The organism is Streptomyces sp. GSL17-111, assembly GCF_037911585.1.
In the GTDB taxonomy this organism is placed as follows: domain Bacteria; phylum Actinomycetota; class Actinomycetes; order Streptomycetales; family Streptomycetaceae; genus Streptomyces.
Window position 1 is genome coordinate 1,683,166 of the sequence record NZ_JBAJNS010000001.1, and the last position, 18,863, is coordinate 1,702,028.

The following is an 18,863-nucleotide window of genomic DNA, read 5'->3' on the forward strand; positions in this document are numbered from 1 at the left end:
CGAAGGGCTCGGTTCGGATCGGACGGTGGATCAGACCAGGGCCTTCTCGAAGAAGTGGTCCGCGTAGGGCCCGTCGTGGTAGGCCGGGATCTCCCGGAAACCGCGCGCCGTGTACAGCGCCCGGGCCTCGACGAGGTCGGCTCGGGTGTCCAGGCGCAGGAGCACCGCTCCCAGTTCCCGCGCGGCCTCTTCCGCGGCCGCGAGCAGCAGGGCACCGCCTCCGGTGCCCCGCCGCTCCGGCCGTACGAAGACGCGGGTCAGTTCTCCGGTGCCGGGCTCCAGCAGCCGCACGCCCGCGCAGCCGACGACGTCCCCGGCGTACCGCCCGAGCAGAAAGCGTCCGTGCGGCGGCGCCAGCCCGTCGCTGGGCTCCTCGGCCATCGCCGTGCGGATCTCCTCCGCCGTCGCGGGCCGGCCGTGGTACCGGCCCACGATGTCGGTGTAGTAGGCGAGCAGTGCCGCGCGGGCCTCGGCGCCGTCCACCGGCGCCGGGGCGACCGTCCAGCGCCTGGTGCCGTTCACACCGTCAGCACGATCTTGCCGAAGAGGTCCCCGGCGGCCATCTTCTCGAAGCCCTCACGCGCGCGGTCCAGCGGCAGCGTGGAGTCGATGACCGGACGCAGGCCCTTGGCCGCGCAGAAGTCCAGCAGCCCGGCCAGCTCCTCCTTGGTGCCCATGGTCGAGCCCATGACCTTCAGTTCCAGGAAGAAGATGCGGTTCAGCTCGGCGGCCTTCGGGTGGTAGCCGCTGGTCGCCCCGGAGATGACCAGCGCACCACCGGCCTTGAGGGACTTCACGGAGTGCGACCACGTCGCGGCGCCGACGGTCTCCATGACGGCGTCCACCCGGTGCGGCAGCCGCGCCCCCGGCTCGAACACGGCCTCGGCGCCCAGTTCCAGCGCCTTCGCGCGCTTGGCCTCGTCCCGGCTGGTGGCGAAGACGCGCAGCCCCGCCGCCGCACCCAGCGCGATGGCGGCCGTCGCCACACCGCCCCCGGCCCCCTGGACGAGGACGCTGTCCCCCGGCCGGACACCGGCCTTGGTGAACAGCATGCGGTAGGCCGTCAGCCACGCCGTCGGCAGGCAGGCTGCTTCCTCGAAGGAGAGCTGTGCGGGCTTGGGCAGGACGTTCCACTGCGGCACGGCCACCCGCTCGGCGAAGGTGCCCTGGTACTTCTCGGTGAGGATGGTGCGCGGCTCGCGTGGGCCGACACCGTGGCCCGTCAGGCCGATCACCGGGTAGACGACCACCTCGTTGCCGTCCGCGTCGATCCCGGCGGCGTCGCAGCCGAGAATCATCGGGAGCGCCTCCTCGCCCAGGCCGACGCCGCGCAGCGACCACAGGTCGTGGTGGTTCAGCGAGGCGGCCTTGACGTCGACGGTCGTCCAGCCGGGCGGCACGTCGGGCTCGGGGCGTTCCCCCAGCTCCAGGCCGGTCAGAGGCTGCTCGGGGTCCATGCGGGCGGCATACGCGGCAAACATGATCCTCAAGCTACGCGGCCCGGCGCCCGGGCGGAATGGGGTGCCGCTGTGACACGCGCCGCGCACACGTGAGGGCGGTGCGGACCCGGCCGGGTCCGCACCGCCCTCGGTGCGCCGTGTGGTTACAGGACCTTCGAGAGGAAGGCCTGCGTGCGCTCGTGCTGCGGGTTGGTGAGGACATCCCGCGGGTTCCCGGACTCGACGACGACGCCGTCGTCCATGAACACGATGGAGTCGCCGACCTCGCGGGCGAAGCCCATCTCGTGGGTCACGACGATCATCGTCATGCCGTCCTCGGCGAGGCCGCGCATGACGTCCAGCACCTCGCCGACCAGCTCCGGGTCGAGCGCCGAGGTGGGCTCGTCGAAGAGCATCAGCTTGGGCTCCATGGCGAGCGCCCGCGCGATGGCGACGCGCTGCTGCTGGCCGCCGGAGAGCTGGGCCGGGTAGTTCCTCATCCGGTCGGCGAGGCCCACCCGTTCCAGCAGCCGCTCCGCCCGTTCCCGGGCCACGGCCCTGGACTCGCCCTTGACCTGGACGGGTGCCTCCATGACGTTCTGCAGCGCCGTCATGTGCGGGAAGAGGTTGAAGCGCTGGAACACCATGCCGATGTCCTTGCGCTGCTCGGCCACCTCACGTTCCCGTAGCTCGTAGAGTCGGTCGCCCTTCTGCCGGTAGCCGACGAGCCGCCCGTCGACGTACAGCCGGCCGGCGTTGATCTTCTCCAGGTGGTTGATGCACCGCAGGAAGGTCGACTTGCCCGAGCCGGACGGGCCGACGAGGCAGAACACCTCCTGTGCCGCCACCTCCAGATCGATGCCCTTGAGCACCTCGGTGTGGCCGAAGGACTTGTGCACCTGCTCGGCCTTCACCATGGGCAGGACGGGCTGCACGGCGTCCTCCTCGGTGCCGGTCGCCCCGGTACCGGTCCCGGCGGTGCCGGTTGCTTCTTTCTCGCTCATACGGTGGTGCCTCCCACCTTGCTCGGCGTGCGGAAGGCGGTCAGCTGGCCCCGGATGCGCTGCAGCGGGGTGGGCGGCAGGGCGCGGTCGGCGCCCTTGGAGTAGTGCCGCTCCAGGTAGTACTGGCCGACGTTGAAGATGGTCGTCAGGCCCAGGTACCAGACGGAGACGACGAGGTACATCTCCATCACGCTGTAGTCCGTGGTCCCCACGTTCTTGGCGACGTAGAACAGCTCCCCGTAGCCGATGGCGAACGCCAGCGACGAGGTCTTGAGCATGTTGATGTACTCGTTGCCCGTCGGCGGGATGATGACGCGCATCGCCTGGGGCAGCACGATCCGGCGCATCGTCTTGGAGCCGCTCATGCCGAGGGCGTGCGCGGCCTCCGTCTGACCGTGGTCGACGGACTGGATTCCGGCACGGCTGATCTCCGCCATGTACGCGGCCTCGTTGAGTCCGAGGGCGAGCAGGGCGGCGACGAACGGCGTCATGACGTCGTTCATCTCGTTCTTGTAGAGCGGTCCCAGGTCGACGTACGTGAAGACCGCCGACAGGTTGAACCAGAGCAGCAGCTGGACGATCACCGGGGTGCCGCGGAAGAACCAGATGTACGCGTAGGAGACCGCGGACAGCACCGGGTTCGAGGACAGCCGCATGACGGCCAGCAGCGTTCCCAGCACCACGCCGATGAGCATCGCGTAGACGCTGATCTTCAGCGTCTCCCACGCGGGCCAGAAGAACGTGCCGTCCGTCAGACGTTCGCCGACGACGCCCCAGGCGATGTCGCCGTTGACGAAGGCGAGGGCGATCGCGGCGAGGGCGGCGAGGACGAGGGCGGCCCCGACCCACCGGCCCCAGTGGCGCACGGGGATGGCCTTGATGGCGGCCGGGGGGAGGTCGGCGGTGGCCGTCTCCTCCGTCGGGAGCGTGTCGGTCTTGGTCAGCCGGGTCTCGCCGACCTGTGCGTCGCGCCCGGCGGCCGCGGAGGCCCGGTCGGCCTCCTGCGGCTCGCCCGGCGTGTCAGGTGCTTCGTTCACGGGAGTGTTGCCTCAATCAGGTGCAGGGAATGGCCCGGGGCGGTGCGGTCCGCCCTCACTTGCCCGCGTTGACGGTGGCCTTCTCCAGCGCGCCTTCCTCGGCGCCCCACTCCTTCAGCACCTCCGCGTACTCACCGTTGTCCATGATCGCCTGGAGGGCCTGCTGGACGGCGTCGCGCAGCTCGGTGTTCTGCTTGTTGACGGCGATGCCGTAGGGGGCCGCGTCGATCTGCTCGCCGACGACCTCGAAGCGGTCGCCGCCGCCGGCGGTCTTCTCGGTGTAGATGGCCACCGGGTAGTCGGTGATGACGGCCTGGACGCGGCCGTTCTGGAGCTGGGTGACGGAGTCGGTGTCCTTGTCGGCGATGAACGGCTCGATCTTGTCGTCACCGCACTTCTCGATCTGCGCCTCCAGCAGCGCTTCGTTGGCCGTGCCGCGCTGGGCGGCGACCCCGAGGCCGCAGAGGTCGTCGAGGGTCTCGATCTTCTCCGGGTTGCCCTTCTCGACGAGCAGCGCCGAACCGGCCTGGAAGTAGTCGACGAAGTCGACCCCGCCCTCGGCGTCCTCGGCCGCGCCGTCCTGGCGCTCCTTGGTGTCGGTCATCGCCGACATGACGATGTCGTAGCGCTTGGAGTCGTTCAGGCCGATGATCAGCTGGTCGAAGGCGGCGTCCTGGAACTTCAGCTCGACGCCGAGCTGCTTGCTCATGGCCTCGGCGAGATCGGGGTCGATGCCCTTGATCTCCTCGCCCTCGATGAACTCGATGGGCGGGTAGGCGATGTCCGAGCCGACGTTGATGACACCGGCGTCCTGGATGTCCTTGGGCAGCTGGTCGAAGAGCGGGGCCTCGGAGGAGGTGGTCTCCTTCTTGCCCTCGTCGCCGCTGTCCGCATTGTCGGTCTGGTCGCCGCAGCCGGTCAGTATCAGGGCCCCCGTGACCGCGATGGCTCCGGCCGCGGCGAGACGACGGCGCGCGGACGGACGGCGGGTGATGCGTGCGGTCATGGTGAGGTCCTCCTGCGAGGGGTGAGGGGGCGTTCAGCGGGCAGCGGCTCACGCCTTCGTGGGACGCGACCCTGCGTAATGGGAGGAATCTTGCCATCCGGACACGCCTCGGAAGAGGGGAGCGATATCAAAATCGGATAACGGAGATCGGTGACCGAACACCGTTTGGTCGGTTTCGGCACCCCGGAGGGCCCCTACCGACCGGATTGAGAGCTTCCTCACGCAACCGCGACCAGATTGCGAGGAAAGCCCCCTTCCCCCCTCACGCACCGCCCGATTGGGTCGTGTTCGCCGGATAAGTCCTCGATGATCGATCACCTTCCGTGGTCGTGACCCCCCGGGATTGGGAAAGGCGACTCGTGGCGCTCATCGTCATCCGGTACAAAGGGCTGCTACACCCCTCACCCGGGGACCAGGGCGCGTGTGCGGCGCGCCCGGCGTCCATAACCTCCCCCCTGAACGGTGGCGACCGCCCGACGGGAACGTGGACGTGGTTCCGCCCGCGCCTCAACCAGGCAGCGGTACCCTCGGCAATGAATTGGAATAAGGGGTCAAAGTGGCAGCGGAGATCGTCAATCCGCAGGAAGAGCTGGCCGAAGACGCGATCGACCCGGCCTTCGCACTGCACCGCGGCGGCAAGATGGCGGTGCGGGCGACCGTGCCCGTGCGGGACACGGCCGACCTGTCGCTGGCCTACACGCCCGGCGTCGCCAAGGTCTGCACGGCCATCGCGGAGCAGCCGGAGCTCGTGGACGACTACACCTGGAAGTCGCAGGTGGTCGCGGTCGTGACGGACGGCAGCGCCGTCCTCGGGCTCGGCGACATCGGGCCTGAGGCGTCCCTGCCCGTCATGGAGGGCAAGGCCATCCTGTTCAAGCAGTTCGGCGGCGTGGACGCGGTGCCGATCGCGCTGGACACCAAGGACGCGGACGAGATCGTGGAGACGGTCGTCCGGCTGGCCCCCTCCTTCGGTGGCGTCAACCTGGAGGACATCTCGGCCCCGCGCTGCTTCGAGATCGAGGAGCGGCTCAAGGAGCGGCTGAACATCCCCGTCTTCCACGACGACCAGCACGGGACCGCCATCGTGACGCTGGCCGCCCTGCGCAACGCGGCCCGGCTCACCGGGCGCGCACTGGGAGACCTGCGGGCCGTGATCTCCGGCGCGGGCGCGGCCGGCGTGGCCATCGCCAAGATCCTCATTGAGGCGGGCATCGGCGACGTCACCGTCTGTGACCGCAAGGGCATCGTCTCGGCGGCCCGCGACGACCTCAACGCCGTCAAGCGGGAGCTGGCCGGCTTCACCAACAAGGCCGGGCGCTCGGGGTCGCTGGAGGACGCCATGGCGGGCGCGGACGTCTTCATCGGCGTCAGCGGCGGCACGGTCCCCGAGCCGGCGGTCGCGACGATGGCCGAGGGCGCGTTCGTCTTCGCCATGGCCAACCCGAACCCGGAGATCCACCCGGACGTCGCGCGCAAGTACGCGGCCGTCGTGGCCACCGGGCGCAGCGACTACCCGAACCAGATCAACAACGTGCTCGCCTTCCCCGGTGTCTTCGCCGGTGCGCTCCAGGTGCGGGCGACGAGCATCACCGAGGGCATGAAACTGGCCGCGGCCGAGGCCCTGGCGGCTGTCGTGGCCGACGAGCTGAGCGCCGAGAAGGTCATCCCCTCGCCGTTCGACGAGCGGGTGGGCCCGGCGGTCACCGCCGCCGTCGCGGCGGCCGCCCGTGCGGAGGGCGTCGCCCGGCGCTAGTGACAGGACGGCGGGGGCGGTACGGGTGGACCCCGTGCCGCCCCCGCCGTCCTGTCCGCACGCCACCCGTGCCGCGCCTACTTCAGCCCGAGGACCATCGCGTCGCTCGGCGAGGCCCACACCGTCCTGGCCTCGGCGAAGCCGCCGTCGAGGAGGGCGCGTGCGTGCCAGGCCGGGGACTGCAGCTGTCCGTCCGCGTGGTCGTCGGCGGGCGCTCCGAAGATGCGGTCGCGCTCGGCGACGGCCCCGGCGAGCGCCGGGTCCTCGGCGGCGGCCCGCCACCAGTCGGTCCAGTCCTGGGCGCCGGCCGCCTTCTCCGTGGCCCGACGGGCCTTGTCGTGGCGTTGGGTCGCCTCGTTGATCCTCGGCGTGCGCTCGTCGGGCATGTGGTCGGCGTTGAGGAGGACGCCCCCGTCGCGCACGAGCCCGGCGAGCCGGCCGTAGAGCGCCGCCAGCTCCTCCGTCCGCAGCCAGTGCAGCGCGGTCGCCGTCAGGACGGCGTCGAACCGCTGGTGCGGCAGCTTCCCGACCCAGTCGGGGTCGCGCAGATCGGCGCTGACGAAGCGGACCCGGCTCTCGTCGGCGAAGTGGCCGCGCGCGATGGTCAGCAGGGCCGGGTCGAGGTCGACGCCCACGCTTCGCGCGTTCGGGAACCGCGCGAGGAGCCGATCGGAGATACTGCCCGTACCGCAGGCCAGGTCGAGCACCAGCGGCTCGGGCCCGACGAGCGCCTCCACGGTGTCGAGCATCGTCCGGAAGCGCTCCTCGCGGTCAGGGAGGTACCACTGCTGCTGTCGGTCCCAGGAGTGCTGCCAGGCCTGCCAGTCGGTGTGTGCGGCGGTGTCCGTCATCGCTTCCCCTCCGTGAGTAATAGGCTGGCTCGGGGGCCAGCCCTTACATCCCATCCTGTGCGCCACCCTAGACCTGAGCCGTAAGGATCACAAGTGGAACTGACCTATTACGCGGACTTCGCCGTGCGGCTCGTCAACACCGAGCAGCCGCTGCGTGGCGAGGACTCGCTCACCTCGGTCGACGCGGTGCGGGAGCTGTTCGGAGCAGGCCGGCAGACGGCCCGGCGCACCGCCGAGGCCGATGTCGCCAGACTGCGCACCGTGCGGACACGGCTGCGCGCCGTCTTCACCGCCGCCGCGGAGAACGACGAGGTCCGCGCGGTGAACCTGCTGAACGCGCTGCTCATGGAGTACCCCTGCAGCCCCCAGGTCGCCGGGCACGAGTACCGCGACGAGGAGGGCAACCCCAAGTGGCACATGCACCTCGCGGAGAACGCCGCCAGCGCGGGCGCCGGTTACACCGCCATGGCCGCCATCGGTCTCGCCTTCAGCCTCACCGACCTCGGCGTCGACCGCCTCGGCGTCTGCCAGGCCGATCCCTGCCGCAACGCCTACCTCGACACCTCCACCAACCGCTCCCGGCGCTACTGCTCCGACCGCTGCGCGACCCGGGCCAACGTCGCCGCCTACCGGGCCCGCAAGCGTCTGGAGAGCGGACGCACGGCCGACAGGGCCCAGCCCGTCACCGAGGCCACGGAGCGCTGAACCTCGCGCGGCGGCCGCAGCCGCACGGAGGCGCGCGCCACGACGAGTTCGTCGGGCACCGCCCCGAACTCCCGGCTGTCGTTGCGCACGTAGGGGTTGTCGCCCCGCACCCACCAGCCGCCCTCGCGGCGGCCCACGATCCGCTTGACGATGAGCAGGTCGTGCTGGAACGGATGCCGCAGGACGACGACGTGTCCCGGTCGCACCGGGACGCCGTACCGCAGCACCAGCCGGTCCCCCGGCCGCAGGGTCGGCACCATCGACGGGTTGAACACCTCCGCCAGCCCGATCCGTCCCAGCACCAGCCCGTCCTCCGTCCGGTCCATCCTCCGAAAGCCGCACGCCGCCCCTCGGACTTTCGCCCTAATCCAGCGGGCCCCCGCGCGAAAAGCCTTCCCTCAGGGAGTAATCTCGCACCTGAGAAGACGATCACGAGGAGGCCCAGCTCTTATGCTTTCCCGCCTGTTCGCGCCGAAGGTGGAGGTCAGCGCCCACTGCGACCTTCCTTGCGGTGTCTACGACCCGGCCCAGGCCCGCATCGAGGCCGAGTCGGTGAAGGCCGTCCAGGAGAAGTACCAGGCCAACGAGGACCCGCACTTCCGCGCCCGCGCCACCGACATCAAGGAACAGCGCGCGGAGCTCGCCAAGCACCACGTCTCGGTGCTGTGGAGCGACTACTTCAAGCCGCCGCACTTCGAGAAGTACCCGGAGCTGCACCAGCTGGTGAACGACACCCTCAAGGCTCTCTCGGCCGCCAAGGGGTCCACCGACCCGGCCACCGGCCAGAAGGCCCTGGACTACATCGCCCAGATCGACAAGATCTTCTGGGAGACCAAGAAGGCCTGAGCCCGTCTCATGCCGGGCAGGCCACGGCCTGCTCGGGCCGCCGGTTAGTCCCTCGCACCCGGCTCGCACCCGCCGTCGCGGCGGCTCGCGGGCCGGGTGCGGCGTTCTCAGGCGACGGGGGCGGCGGGCTTCGCCGGGAGCAGCCGGGGCACGACGCGGACGTAGGCGACCATGCCGACCACCTCGACCAACGTCTGTGTGACCACGACGACGGCCGCGACGGCGAGCTCGTCGGGCAGGGCGAGAGCGAGGGGCAGGACGACCAGGGAGTTGCGGGTGGCGCCGGAGAAGACGACCGCGCGCCCGGCCGGGGCGTCCAGGCGGAAGAGGCGGGCCACGGCCTTTCCGGCGAACGCCATGACGACCAGGAAGACGACGTAGAACGGGACGACGGCCGCGACGTCGCCGAAGCCGTCGTCGAGCCCCGGCACCTGGGAGGCGACCACGACGAGCAGGGTGGCCGCCATCAGCGGCACCATCGTGGTGGTCGCCGCGTCGGCGACCGCCCGTCCGGCCGGACGGCGCGCGGCCCACGCCTGGAGGGCCCACGCGAGGAGCAGCGGTATGACGATCAGCGTCAGGAACGTCTCCAGGAACGGCGCGGCCTCGACGACGTCGGCCAGCCCGGCGCCCAGGAACAGGTACAGGAACACCGGCAGCAGTGCCATCTGTGCGACGAGGAGCAGCGGGGTGGCGGCCAGCAGCCTGCGGTGCGAGCCACCGGCCAGCCCGCAGAAGACGATGACGTAATCCACGCACGGGCACAGCAGCACCAGCAGGACGCCGAGCCGGACGGCCTGGTCGGCGGGGAGGAACGGGAACATCGCGGCGACCGCGAGCGGCACCACCGCGAAGTTCACCAGGAGCGCGGCGGACAGGAACCGGCCGTCGCGCAGCGAGCGGGCCAGGTCGGCCGCCGGGACCTGGAGGAAGGTGACGAAGAGCAGCGCACCGAGCACCGGGCCGATCGCGTGCTCCAGGCCCGGCCCGGCAGCGGGCACCGTCCGGCCGAGCAGGGCTCCGGCCGCGAGCGCGGCCACGTAGACCGCGACCTGGTGGTGCTCCATGCGGCCGACGAGTCCCCGCGGCCCCTGCTGCGACACCCGCGCCGCTCCCTCCGTGCGTTCCGGAACCGCCCGGCGGCGGCCCCGCCCATCCTCACAGACCCTCCGGCGCGGTACGCACGTCACGCACCGTGCGTACCGAAGCGCTGACGTGGAGTTATTGACGGATTTCTAGCTCGCCGAGAGGCGCTACGGGCGGTCTCCGGGTGAAGTGGCTGGTTATCGTCGTCCGGTGAGCACGTGTGGGAAGCCCGCGGGCGACGGTGTGCCGTGGCCCTGGTGAAGAGGAACCGGCCGATGCTGCGGCATCCGGCCCAGGTGGTCGTGGCCGGATTCGCGACGGCCATCGCGGCCGGGACCGGCCTGCTGATGCTGCCGGCCGCCAAGGTGGGCCCGGGTGGGGCCGACGCCATGGAGGCGCTGTTCACGGCGACCTCCGCGGTCTGCGTCACCGGACTCGTCGTCGTCGACACCCCCTCGTACTGGTCGGGGTTCGGGCAGGCGGTCATTCTGGGGCTGATCCAGGTCGGCGGCTTCGGCATCATGACCTTCGCCTCCGTCCTGGTGATGCTGGTCTCCCACCGGCTCGGGCTGCGGGCCCGCCTCAGGGCCGCGTCGGAGACCAAGGCGCTCGGGCTGGGTGAGATCCGCTCGGTGGTCGTCGGTGTGGTGAAGGCCTCCCTGCTCATCGAGGCGGTGATCGCGCTCGTCCTGACCCTCCGGTTCGGGCTGGGCTATGACACGCCCTGGCCCGAGGCGCTGTGGCTGGGGGTCTTCCACTCCGTCTCGGCCTTCAACAACGCGGGGTTCGCCCTCTACTCGGACAGCCTGATGGGGTTCGTGACGGACCCGTGGATCTGTCTGCCCATCGCCTCGGCCGTCATCGCGGGCGGTCTGGGTTTCCCCGTCCTCTTCGAGCTGCGGCGACGCTGGCGCCGGCCCCGTAGCTGGTCCCTGCACACGAAGATCGTGCTGGCGGCCAGCTCGGCGTTCCTCTTCGGCGGCGCGCTGTTCATCACCGCGCTGGAGTGGGGCAATCCGGGAACGCTGGGCCCCCTGAGCGTTCCCGGCAAGCTCCTGGCGGGGTTCTTCCAGGGCGTCATGCCCCGCACGGCGGGCTTCAACAGCGTCGACACGGCGGAGATGAATCCGGCCACGTGGCTGGGCATGGACGTGCTCATGTTCGTGGGCGGCGCGAGCGCCGGGACGGCGGGCGGCATCAAGGTGACGACGTTCGCCGTGCTGTTCTTCGTCATCTACGCCGAGGTGCGCGGCGAGGCGTCGGTGAACATCTTCCACCGACGTCTGCACGGCGACGTCCAGCGGCAGGCGCTGACGGTGGTCCTGCTGTCCGTGGCGGCCGTCGTGGGCTCGACGGTGGTGTTCCTGGTCTTCACCGACTTCAGCCTCGACCAGTCCCTCTTCGAGGTGACGTCCGCCTTCGCGACGGTCGGTCTGTCCACGGGCATCACGGCGGACCTGCCCGCGCCCGAACAGCTCCTGCTCGTCGTCCTGATGTTCATCGGCCGACTCGGCCCCATCACCGTGGCGTCCGCCCTGGCCCTGCGCCAGCGCGCCCGCCTCTACGACTTCCCCGAGGAGCGACCCGTCATTGGCTAGGAAACGCAGCGCCACAAGCCGCCGGAAGGCGGAGGGCGATTCCGTCGTCGTCATCGGTCTGGGGCGCTTCGGCCGCTCGCTGGCCCTGGAACTGGTCGACGAGCAGACCGAGGTGCTCGGGATCGACGAGGACCTGGAGGTGGTGCAGTCCCTCTCCGGGGTGCTGACCCACACGGTGCGCGCCGACTCCACCAAGGAGGATGTGCTGCGCCAGCTCGGGGTGCACGAGTTCGACCGCGCCGTGGTGGCGATCGGCACCGACATCGAGGCGAGCATCCTCACCGCGTCACTGCTGATCTCCTTCGGTGTCCAGGACGTCTGGGCGAAGGCCATCAGCGAGGCGCACGGCCGCATCCTCACCCAGCTCGGGGTCCACCACGTCGTCTACCCCGAGCACGACATGGGGCGGCGGGTCGCCCACCTCGTCCGTGGCCGGATGCTCGACTACATCGAGTTCGAGGACGACTTCGCCATGGTCAAGACGCGGCCACCCGCCGACATCGTCGGCCTCCGCCTGGCCGACAGCGGGGTCCGCTCCCGCTTCGGGGTCACCGTCGTCGCGGTCAAGCGTCCCGGGGAGGGGTTCACCTACGCGACGGCGGACACCGTCCTCGACGCGGACGACACGATCATCGTCGCCGGTCGCACCCGGCAGAGCGAGCGCTTCAGCGACCTGCGCTGAGCGAGTGCGCGCCCGTCGTCGACGCCGGTGACCGGGGACGTTTCACGGCTGCCCGAAAAGCCGGTCGGCCCCGCCGGGCCGCTTCTACGCTGCGGTGGTGTGCCGGAGGACGCCACGGCACGGCGCCCGGCCAGGGGGTGACGCGGGGGAACCCCTCGGGCCGGGCGCACCGCGTCACAGGGAGCCGGTGAACAGCAGCCGGTTCGGGGAGCCGGGGCCGATGTTCCCGACCTGGTCCGGGGTCGCGGTCCGCGTCAGGAGACGGGCGAGAGCGGCGGCGGACGTGCCCCCGCTCTCCTGCTGGTGAAGGGCGGCCACCCCGGCGACGTGCGGGGCGGCCATCGACGTGCCGTTCAGCGCGACGCTGCCACCGCCGAGCTGGGCGGAGACGATGTCCACGCCGGGGGCGTAGAGGTCCACGCAGGAGCCGTGGTTGCTGAACTGCGCCTCGTCGTCGTCGCGTCGGGTCGCGCCCACGGTGACGGCCGAGTCGGCGCCGGCCGGGGAGACGGAGCAGGCGTTCCGGTCGGAGTTCCCGGCCGCCACCACCGGCAGCACCCCGGCCCGGGCCAGGTTGTCGACGGCGGCGTTGGTGGCGTAGGAGTAGCCGCCGCCCAGGGAGGCGTTGAGGACGGCCGGCTTCTCGGCGTTGCGCGCCGTCCAGTCCAGCCCGGCGATGATGCCGCCGGTGCTGCCCAGGCCCTCGCAGTTCAGCACCCGCACACTGACCAGCGAGACGTTGCGGGCGACGCCGTAGGTGCCGCCGCCCACCGTCCCGGCGACGTGGGTGCCGTGGCCGTTGCAGTCGGCGCCGTCGCGGCCGTCCCCGACGGCGTCGAACCCGGCCTCGGCGCGGCCGCCGAACTCGCTGTGGTCGTAGTCGATGCCGGTGTCCATCACGTAGGCGGTGACGCCCGAGCCGTCGCTGCCCACGCTGTAGCCGCCGTCGAGGGGGAGCTCGCGCTGGTCGATCCGATCCAGCCCCCAGGGGGCCGCGGGGGCCGCCGGCCGGGGCAGCGGAAGCGGGTCGTTCAGCTGCACGCGGGCGTCCTGCTCCACGGCGGCGACGCCCGGCGCCCGGCGGACGGCCGTCACCTGCGCGTCGGTGAGCGGGGCGGCGAACCCCAGGACGGCGGCCTGGTAGACGAAGCTCGGCTCGGCCCCGACACCCCGCGCGATCCGGGCGGGGTCGAAGCCGGCGTCGAGGGTGACGAGGTACTGGCCGGGGATCGGGTCGGCGCTGTGGAAGAGCGGCGCGAGCACCGTGCGCTCGGGCTCGGGCGCGCCACCGTCGGGAGCGGCGGCGACGAGGGGCGCGGGCAGCAGGGCCGCGGCGGTCGCCAGGGCCAGACGACGCGTCAGGGAACGGAACATCAGCGGTGCCTCTCAGACGGGGTCGGCGCGCGGCCCCCGGCACGCCCGCGGTCCGCATGACGTGTGCGACGGCCGTCGCCAGGACCATCGTCAGCGCCACGCCGTGGGCTTGAGCCCTCTCACCCGTCCGGTGGTCACCCGGCCGGGGCCTCGGCCTCCGGCTCCCCCGCCAGGAGCGGGCTCCCGTGGCGCAGCAGCCACCGGTGGTAGGCGTCGCAGCCCCGCGCGATCTCCGCGTACGCGTCGCGCAGGGCGGCGAAGACCTCGTCCAGGTCGGTTCCGGGGACCGGGGACGGGCGGGAGACGAGCAGCAGGCGCACGGTGAGCGGGTCACCGGCGAGCGGGCGGACCACCAGGCCCGGCCGGCCGGCCGAGGTGGGCTGGCAGGGCATGACGACCTCGCCCGCGGCGGCGAGGACGCCCGCGGTGTTGTAGTCGCCGAGGACGACCTTGGGGTTCAGCCCGGCGGCGGCGAAGACGCGGCGCAGGCCGTCCCATTCGCCGTCGGCGGTCGGGTCGACCATCCAGCTGTCCTGCGCGACGTCCGCGAGCTCGATCTGAGCCCGGTGTGCGGCCGGGTGGGAGGCGGGGACGGCCACGAACTGCGGTTCCCGTTCGACGAGGACGCGCTGCTCCAGGCCGGCCGGCAGGTGCAGGGGGCAGCCGGCGACCTCGTGGACGAAGGCCGCGTCGAGCTGTCCGGCGGCGACCATGCGCAGGAGGAGGTTGGCCGAGACCTCGAAGTGGACGGTGGTGTCGACACCGGGGTAGCGGGCGTGCAGTCGACGCAGCCAGCCGACGACGGTGCTGCTGCCCGTGCCGCCGGTGCTGCCGACCCGCAGGCGTGCCTCGTCGGTCCGCAGCACGGCCTCGCGGGCCTCGGTGATGAGCGCGGCCATCTCGGCGACGATGGGCCGGGCGCGGCTGAGGACGGTGCGTCCTAAGGGAGTGGGGCGGCTGCCGGTGCGCTCCCGGACGAACAGCCGACCGCCCAGCGCGTTCTCGATGCGCCGCAGCTGTGTCGTCAACGAGGGTTGGGTCATGCTGAGTCGGCGTGCCGCCGCACGGACGCTGCCCGCGTCGGCGATGGCACACAGGGCTCGCAGGTGCCTGACTTCCAACTCCACGCCCGGAGAATAGCGGCGGGCCGCGCGGCGTCACCAGGGGTGTGACCGCGCTGGTCGGACGGGCACGGCGGGGGTGATAGCCCCGTCCTATCGCCTGCTGGCATCCTTCCCCCGCCTCGCCGTGGCCCGGACACTCGCCTGGACCGCGATTCATCCGGGCACCGACCGGCCGCAACCCCCCACTCCACGGCGGCCGGTCGGTGCCGGGACGAGGAAGGGACCCCCCATGAAGTACCCGAAGCACGTCTTCTCCGCTGCCGTGGGCCTGGCCATGGCGGCGGGCCTCGCCGCCGTGCCGGCCACGACCACCGCGGCGGCCCCCGCCACCCCGGAAGGCGCGACGCAGGCCGAACGCGCCTTCACCACCGCCGCCTTCACCGGCCCCAGGACCCCGAGTGCGGCCGTCTCCGACCAGGAGGCGACGCGGGCGTTCTTCGAGGCCGTGCGGGCCTCGGCGATGGAGAAGTACGCGGAGAACCCCGGCGCCCAGGCCGTGACGGTGACCTACGACGCCAGCCAGGCGCCGAGCTTCCGCACCGAGATCTCCCGTTCCACCCAGATATGGAACTCCTCCGTGAGCAGCGTGCAGCTGCGTGAGGGGTCGGGCGCGGACTTCCGCTACTACGAGGGCAACAGCTCACGCGGCTCGTACGCCTACACCGACGGGCGGGGGAACGGGTACATCTTCCTCGACTACCAGCAGAACCAGGTCTACGACTCCACCCGCGTGACCTCGCACGAGACCGGTCACGTGCTCGGCCTCCCGGACAACTACTCCGGCCCGTGCAGCGAGTTGATGTCCGGCGGCGGGCCCGGTCCGTCGTGCACCAACGCGTACCCGAACCGCAACGAGATCAACCGGGTCAACTCCCTGTGGAGCTACGGCCTCTCCGCCTTCGACAAGGAGCTCTCGGCCAAGTGAGCCCGGTGGTCGGGGCGCGTGCTCACCCCCGGCCACCGAGGGGCCGACCCGAACGGCCCCGGTCCGTGGTGCCCGTCCGACCGAGGGGGTCGGGCGGGCACCGCGCTGTCGGCGTCGGCTGACATGCTGGGGGTCCGGGATCGAAGAACGAGGGAACGAGGGGGACACCGTGCTGCCGCCCGCCACCGACTCCATGTGCCTGCTGGCCGCCGCCGTGATCGTGCACGACGCGCGGCACGACCGGGTGCTGCTCCTGCGGCGCGGGCCCCGTGCCAAGTTCGCGCGCGGCCGGCTGGACCTGCCGGTGGGGAAGGCCGAGCCGGGCGAGCCCGTCACCGTCTCGGCGGCCCGCGAGCTGCGTGAGGAGACGGGCCTGGTGGTGGCCCCCGAGGAGCTGGAACTCGTCCACGTCGTGCACGGCGCGCGCGGGGCGGAGGCGCCCGGCGGCTACCTGACGGTCGTCTTCGGAGCGCGGACGTGGTCCGGGGAGCTGGTCAACGCCGAGCCGGAGAAGCACTCCTGGGTCGGCTGGGTCCCCGTGGACGAGATCCCCGCGGACGCGGTGGCTCCCACCCCGGAGGCGGTCGCGCGCTACCGGGCCGGGCAGCACCGGGTGCTGCTCACCGGCTGGGAGCCAGCCGCCACAGCGAGGTGATCTCCGCCGAGCGCGCCGCGTGCAGGGGGTCGTCGGGATCGGTCGCCCGGGGGTGCGTGGGGCGCGCGTCCAGCCGGTCGACGACGGTGAGTCCGGCGGCGTCGACGAGGCCGAGGAGCTCGTCGCGGCCGCGCAGTCCGAGGCGTTCGGCGAGGTCGGAGAGGATCAGCCAGCCCTCGCCGCCGGGGGCCAGTGCGCCCGGCAACCCGGCGAGGAACCCGCGCAGCATCCGGCTGCCGGGGTCGTAGACGGCGCGCTCGACGGCCGAGGTGGGCTTCGCCGGCAGCCACGGCGGGTTGCACACGACGAGCGGAGCCCGGCCGGGCGGGAAGAGATCCGCCTCGACGACGTCGATCCGGTCGGCCAGGCCGAGCCGTTCGGCGTTGTCCCGGGCGCAGGCGAGAGCGCGCGGGTCCTGGTCGGTGCCGACGACCCGGGCCACGCCGCGCCGGGCCAGTACCGCCGCGAGCACGCCGGTGCCGGTGCCGATGTCGTGAGCGATGCCGCGGTCGGCGGGCAGCGGGGCACGGGCCACGAGGTCGACGTACTCGCCGCGCACCGGGGAGAAGACGCCGTAGTGGGGGTGGACGCGGTCGCCGCCGAGCGCGGCCACCGGTACACCCCTGCGCCGCCACTCGTGGGCGCCGATCACTCCGAGCAGTTCCCGCAGGGAGACGGCGAAGGGGGCGTCGTCGCCGTCGGCCCCCGCCGGGCCGTACGCCTCGGTGCAGGCCGCCCGGACGTCGGGGGCGCGGCGCAGCGGCACCACGTAGCCCGGGTCCACCGGGACGAGCAGCATCCCGAGGACGCGGGCCCGTCGGCCCTGCTCCTGCCGGTGGCGGTGGAAGGCGTCGTACGGGTCCCGCGCCGCCGCCGGTGCCCTGCGGTTGCGGCGCGGGCCACGGTCGACGCGCCGGGCGAGGGCGGTCAGGAGCTGCCGGGCGCCCTGGTAGTCGCCCCGCCACAGCACGGCCGTGCCCTCGCAGGCGAGCCGGTAGACGTCGGCGGCGCGCAGCGCGTCGTCACCCTCCAGCACGCGCCGGGGCGCCGGTGCCGCCGACTCGGAGCGCCAGCGCAGCGCGGGGCGCGCGGAATCGAGGGGGAGGACGTCCATGGACCGACTCTAGCCGGGGGGCGTGCGGCGTGTGCATCTGCACGGCTTCTCCACGCGTGCGCGGTATGACAAAAGGTAAGGGATCAACTACCAAGGGTAAAACCCCCTCATGGCGACTCCCATCACAGCGAACGCCATGCTCGCCGCGCTGCGCCGGGAAGGGTGCGACGTCGTCGAGGTGGGCAACTGGCGTACTCACAACCGCAACCACGTCGGTGCGTGGGGGCCGGTGAACGGCGTGATGATCCACCACACCGTCACCAACGGCACCAAGCGCACCGTCAACCTCTGCCGCTACGGCTACTCGGGCCTCCCCGGCCCGCTGTGCCACGGCGTGATCACCAAGGACGGCCGGGTCCACCTCGTCGGTCACGGCCGGTCGAACCACGCGGGGCTCGGCGACGACGACGTGCTGCGCGCGGTCATCGCCGAGCGCCGCACCCCCGCGCCGAACGAGCGCAACACCGACGGCAACACCCGCTTCTACGGCTTCGAGTGCGAGAACTGGGGCAACGGGCGCGATCCCTGGCCCGCCGCACAACTCGACGCCATCGCCCGTGCCTCGGCCGCCGTGTGCCGGCACCACGGGTGGAACGAGTGGTCGGTCATCGGGCACCTGGAGTGGACGAACCAGAAGATCGATCCGCGGGGCTTCTCCATGGACTGGATGCGCGATCGCATCCGCGAGCGGCTGCGATGACAATCGTGAGGTGACCGCCCCCGACGACCGCACGCCCCCGCCGGCCCCGGCCGCCGCGCACCCGCCCGCCGTGGGTCGGCCGGAGGTCCCCGAGCCGCTGCGCGCCGCGCTGCCGTCGCCGCTGACGGAGGCCCCGGACGACCGCTTCATCCGGCGCGGGCTGCGCCTGCTGCTCAAGCGGGACGACCTGCTGCACCCGGCGCTTCCGGGCAACAAGTGGCGCAAACTCGTCCCCAACCTGATGGCCGCCCGGCGTGACGGGCACAGCACGCTGCTGACGTACGGCGGTGCCTATTCCGGGCACCTGCGCGCCACGGCGGCGGCCGGACGGCTCCTGGGCCTGGCCACCGTCGGCGTCGTGCGGGGCGAGGAGCTGGCCGACCGTCCACGCAACGCCTCCCTGGCGCGCTGCGTCGCGGACGGCATGCGGCTCCACTTCGTCACCCGGGCCGACTACCGTCGCCGGGCCGATCCGGCGTACGCGGCCGAGCTGTGCGCGCTGCTCGGCCTGCCGGGCGGCGTACACGTCGTGCCGGAGGGCGGGAGCAACGCGCACGCCGTGCGGGGCTGCGCCGCACTGGGCAGGGAGCTGGCCGGGCACGCGGACGTCGCCGCCGTCGCCTGCGGGACGGGGGGCACGCTCGCGGGCCTGGCGGCGGCCGGCCCACCGGCGATCGGCGTGCCGGTGCTGCGGGGCGGGTTCCTGGAGGCCGAGGTCACGCGGCTGCAGCGCGAGGCGTTCGGCGGTCCCCGGGGCACGTGGCGGCTGGAGGAGCGCTTCCACTGCGGCGGATACGCGCGCGGCACCCCGGAGCTGGAGCGGTTCGCCGCCGACTTCGAGGACCGCCACGGGATGCCCCTGGAGCGGGTGTACGTCGCCAAGCTCCTGCTCGGGATCACCACCCTGGCCGAGGAGGGGGCCTTCGCCCCGGGCACACGGGTCGCTGTCGTCGTCACCGGCTAG

General features: G+C 72.3%; 20 protein-coding genes. 9 read left to right on the plus strand and 11 right to left on the minus strand.

The genetic code is table 11. From position 1 onward, the window contains the following. Positions 1–30 precede the first annotated feature (30 nt). The 5 genes from V6D49_RS07065 to V6D49_RS07085 all read right to left on the minus strand — a co-directional run bounded on the left by V6D49_RS07065 (position 31) and on the right by V6D49_RS07085 (position 4,486). Entirely contained in the window at positions 31–522 is a 492-nt protein-coding gene (locus V6D49_RS07065) for a GNAT family N-acetyltransferase (protein ID WP_340558080.1), read from the minus strand. After that, entirely contained in the window at positions 519–1,481 is a 963-nt protein-coding gene (locus tag V6D49_RS07070; protein WP_340558082.1) for a zinc-binding dehydrogenase, read from the minus strand. The genes V6D49_RS07065 and V6D49_RS07070 overlap by 4 nt, the downstream gene beginning before the upstream one ends. Positions 1,482–1,603: 122 nt before the next feature. Beyond that, positions 1,604–2,356: an amino acid ABC transporter ATP-binding protein gene (locus tag V6D49_RS07075; protein ID WP_340563736.1), complete on the minus strand. Its 753-nt coding sequence runs from the start codon at positions 2,354–2,356 to the stop codon at positions 1,604–1,606. An 83-nt stretch (positions 2,357–2,439) separates the two neighbouring features. Further along, positions 2,440–3,387: an amino acid ABC transporter permease gene (locus V6D49_RS07080; protein WP_445330623.1), complete on the minus strand. Its 948-nt coding sequence runs from the start codon at positions 3,385–3,387 to the stop codon at positions 2,440–2,442. 148 nt (positions 3,388–3,535) lie between these two features. Beyond that, positions 3,536–4,486, minus strand: a complete 951-nt coding sequence (locus V6D49_RS07085) for an ABC transporter substrate-binding protein (protein ID WP_340558083.1) — start codon at positions 4,484–4,486, stop codon at positions 3,536–3,538. A gap of 556 nt (positions 4,487–5,042) precedes the next feature. Between V6D49_RS07085 and V6D49_RS07090 the strand changes: the two genes are divergently transcribed. Beyond that, entirely contained in the window at positions 5,043–6,239 is a 1,197-nt protein-coding gene (locus tag V6D49_RS07090) for an NAD(P)-dependent malic enzyme (protein WP_340558085.1), read from the plus strand. Positions 6,240–6,316: 77 nt separating this feature from the next. Here the strand turns inward: V6D49_RS07090 and V6D49_RS07095 are convergent, their stop codons facing one another. Beyond that, on the minus strand, positions 6,317–7,090 hold the full coding sequence (locus V6D49_RS07095) for a class I SAM-dependent methyltransferase (protein WP_340558087.1): 774 nt from the start codon (positions 7,088–7,090) through the stop codon (positions 6,317–6,319). 93 nt (positions 7,091–7,183) lie between these two features. Here V6D49_RS07095 and V6D49_RS07100 point away from each other — a divergent pair, with 93 nt between their 5' ends. Next, entirely contained in the window at positions 7,184–7,795 is a 612-nt protein-coding gene (locus V6D49_RS07100; RefSeq protein WP_340558089.1) for a CGNR zinc finger domain-containing protein, read from the plus strand. Here the strand turns inward: V6D49_RS07100 and sodX are convergent. Beyond that, a complete protein-coding gene (sodX, locus tag V6D49_RS07105) occupies positions 7,717–8,121 on the minus strand; it encodes a nickel-type superoxide dismutase maturation protease (protein ID WP_340558090.1) in 405 nt (134 codons plus the stop codon). The genes V6D49_RS07100 and sodX overlap by 79 nt on opposite strands. 124 nt (positions 8,122–8,245) lie before the next feature. Between sodX and sodN the strand changes: the two genes are divergently transcribed. Continuing rightward, complete coding sequence (sodN, locus tag V6D49_RS07110) at positions 8,246–8,641, plus strand: superoxide dismutase, Ni (protein ID WP_340558092.1); 396 nt, start codon at positions 8,246–8,248, stop codon at positions 8,639–8,641. A 107-nt stretch (positions 8,642–8,748) separates the two neighbouring features. On the opposite strand, the gene V6D49_RS07115 is transcribed toward sodN, so the two are convergent. Then, complete coding sequence (locus tag V6D49_RS07115) at positions 8,749–9,708, minus strand: bile acid:sodium symporter (protein ID WP_340563742.1); 960 nt, start codon at positions 9,706–9,708, stop codon at positions 8,749–8,751. Positions 9,709–10,002: 294 nt separating this feature from the next. On the opposite strand from V6D49_RS07115, the gene V6D49_RS07120 reads away from it, so the two are divergent. Together V6D49_RS07120 and V6D49_RS07125 are read left to right on the plus strand one after the other, a co-directional pair. After that, on the plus strand, positions 10,003–11,325 hold the full coding sequence (locus tag V6D49_RS07120; protein WP_340558094.1) for a TrkH family potassium uptake protein: 1,323 nt from the start codon (positions 10,003–10,005) through the stop codon (positions 11,323–11,325). Then, positions 11,318–12,007, plus strand: a complete 690-nt coding sequence (locus V6D49_RS07125) for a potassium channel family protein (RefSeq protein WP_340558095.1) — start codon at positions 11,318–11,320, stop codon at positions 12,005–12,007. Before V6D49_RS07120 ends, V6D49_RS07125 begins: the two co-directional genes overlap by 8 nt. A 174-nt stretch (positions 12,008–12,181) precedes the next feature. Here the strand turns inward: V6D49_RS07125 and V6D49_RS07130 are convergent, their stop codons facing one another. Together V6D49_RS07130 and V6D49_RS07135 are read right to left on the minus strand one after the other, a co-directional pair. Then, positions 12,182–13,381, minus strand: a complete 1,200-nt coding sequence (locus tag V6D49_RS07130; RefSeq protein ID WP_340558097.1) for a S8 family peptidase — start codon at positions 13,379–13,381, stop codon at positions 12,182–12,184. Between the two features lie 134 nt (positions 13,382–13,515). Further along, positions 13,516–14,508 carry a LysR family transcriptional regulator gene (locus V6D49_RS07135; protein ID WP_340558099.1) on the minus strand — a complete coding sequence of 331 codons (993 nt, stop codon included), beginning with the start codon at positions 14,506–14,508 and terminating at the stop codon, positions 13,516–13,518. A 226-nt stretch (positions 14,509–14,734) separates the two neighbouring features. On the opposite strand from V6D49_RS07135, the gene snpA reads away from it, so the two are divergent. After that, positions 14,735–15,430: a snapalysin gene (gene snpA / locus V6D49_RS07140; RefSeq protein WP_340558101.1), complete on the plus strand. Its 696-nt coding sequence runs from the start codon at positions 14,735–14,737 to the stop codon at positions 15,428–15,430. A gap of 193 nt (positions 15,431–15,623) precedes the next feature. Next, entirely contained in the window at positions 15,624–16,085 is a 462-nt protein-coding gene (locus V6D49_RS07145; protein ID WP_340563744.1) for an NUDIX domain-containing protein, read from the plus strand. Here the strand turns inward: V6D49_RS07145 and V6D49_RS07150 are convergent. Continuing rightward, on the minus strand, positions 16,051–17,199 hold the full coding sequence (locus V6D49_RS07150) for a class I SAM-dependent methyltransferase (RefSeq protein ID WP_340558103.1): 1,149 nt from the start codon (positions 17,197–17,199) through the stop codon (positions 16,051–16,053). The two genes, V6D49_RS07145 and V6D49_RS07150, sit on opposite strands and share 35 nt — an antisense overlap. Positions 17,200–17,308: 109 nt before the next feature. Between V6D49_RS07150 and V6D49_RS07155 the strand changes: the two genes are divergently transcribed. Together V6D49_RS07155 and V6D49_RS07160 are read left to right on the plus strand one after the other, a co-directional pair. After that, positions 17,309–17,899 (plus strand): peptidoglycan recognition protein family protein, encoded by a 591-nt coding sequence (locus V6D49_RS07155; protein ID WP_340558105.1) that lies wholly within the window; start codon positions 17,309–17,311, stop codon positions 17,897–17,899. Between the two features lie 70 nt (positions 17,900–17,969). After that, complete coding sequence (locus tag V6D49_RS07160) at positions 17,970–18,863, plus strand: 1-aminocyclopropane-1-carboxylate deaminase/D-cysteine desulfhydrase (protein WP_340563746.1); 894 nt, start codon at positions 17,970–17,972, stop codon at positions 18,861–18,863.

Excerpts from the sequence above, each read along its gene's own strand:
- V6D49_RS07145 (WP_340563744.1), top strand. The coding sequence starts at position 15,624 with ATGTGCCTGCTGGCCGCCGCCGTGATCGTGCACGACGCGCGGCACGAC.
- V6D49_RS07115 (WP_340563742.1), bottom strand. The coding sequence starts at position 9,708 with ATGGAGCACCACCAGGTCGCGGTCTACGTGGCCGCGCTCGCGGCCGGA.
- V6D49_RS07155 (WP_340558105.1), top strand. The coding sequence starts at position 17,309 with ATGGCGACTCCCATCACAGCGAACGCCATGCTCGCCGCGCTGCGCCGG.
- V6D49_RS07120 (WP_340558094.1), top strand. The coding sequence starts at position 10,003 with ATGCTGCGGCATCCGGCCCAGGTGGTCGTGGCCGGATTCGCGACGGCC.
- sodN (WP_340558092.1), top strand. The coding sequence starts at position 8,246 with ATGCTTTCCCGCCTGTTCGCGCCGAAGGTGGAGGTCAGCGCCCACTGC.
- V6D49_RS07075 (WP_340563736.1), bottom strand. The coding sequence starts at position 2,356 with ATGGTGAAGGCCGAGCAGGTGCACAAGTCCTTCGGCCACACCGAGGTG.
- V6D49_RS07085 (WP_340558083.1), bottom strand. The coding sequence starts at position 4,486 with ATGACCGCACGCATCACCCGCCGTCCGTCCGCGCGCCGTCGTCTCGCC.
- V6D49_RS07095 (WP_340558087.1), bottom strand. The coding sequence starts at position 7,090 with ATGACGGACACCGCCGCACACACCGACTGGCAGGCCTGGCAGCACTCC.
- V6D49_RS07070 (WP_340558082.1), bottom strand. The coding sequence starts at position 1,481 with ATGTTTGCCGCGTATGCCGCCCGCATGGACCCCGAGCAGCCTCTGACC.
- snpA (WP_340558101.1), top strand. The coding sequence starts at position 14,735 with ATGAAGTACCCGAAGCACGTCTTCTCCGCTGCCGTGGGCCTGGCCATG.
- sodX (WP_340558090.1), bottom strand. The coding sequence starts at position 8,121 with ATGGACCGGACGGAGGACGGGCTGGTGCTGGGACGGATCGGGCTGGCG.
- V6D49_RS07130 (WP_340558097.1), bottom strand. The coding sequence starts at position 13,381 with ATGTTCCGTTCCCTGACGCGTCGTCTGGCCCTGGCGACCGCCGCGGCC.
- V6D49_RS07150 (WP_340558103.1), bottom strand. The coding sequence starts at position 17,199 with ATGGACGTCCTCCCCCTCGATTCCGCGCGCCCCGCGCTGCGCTGGCGC.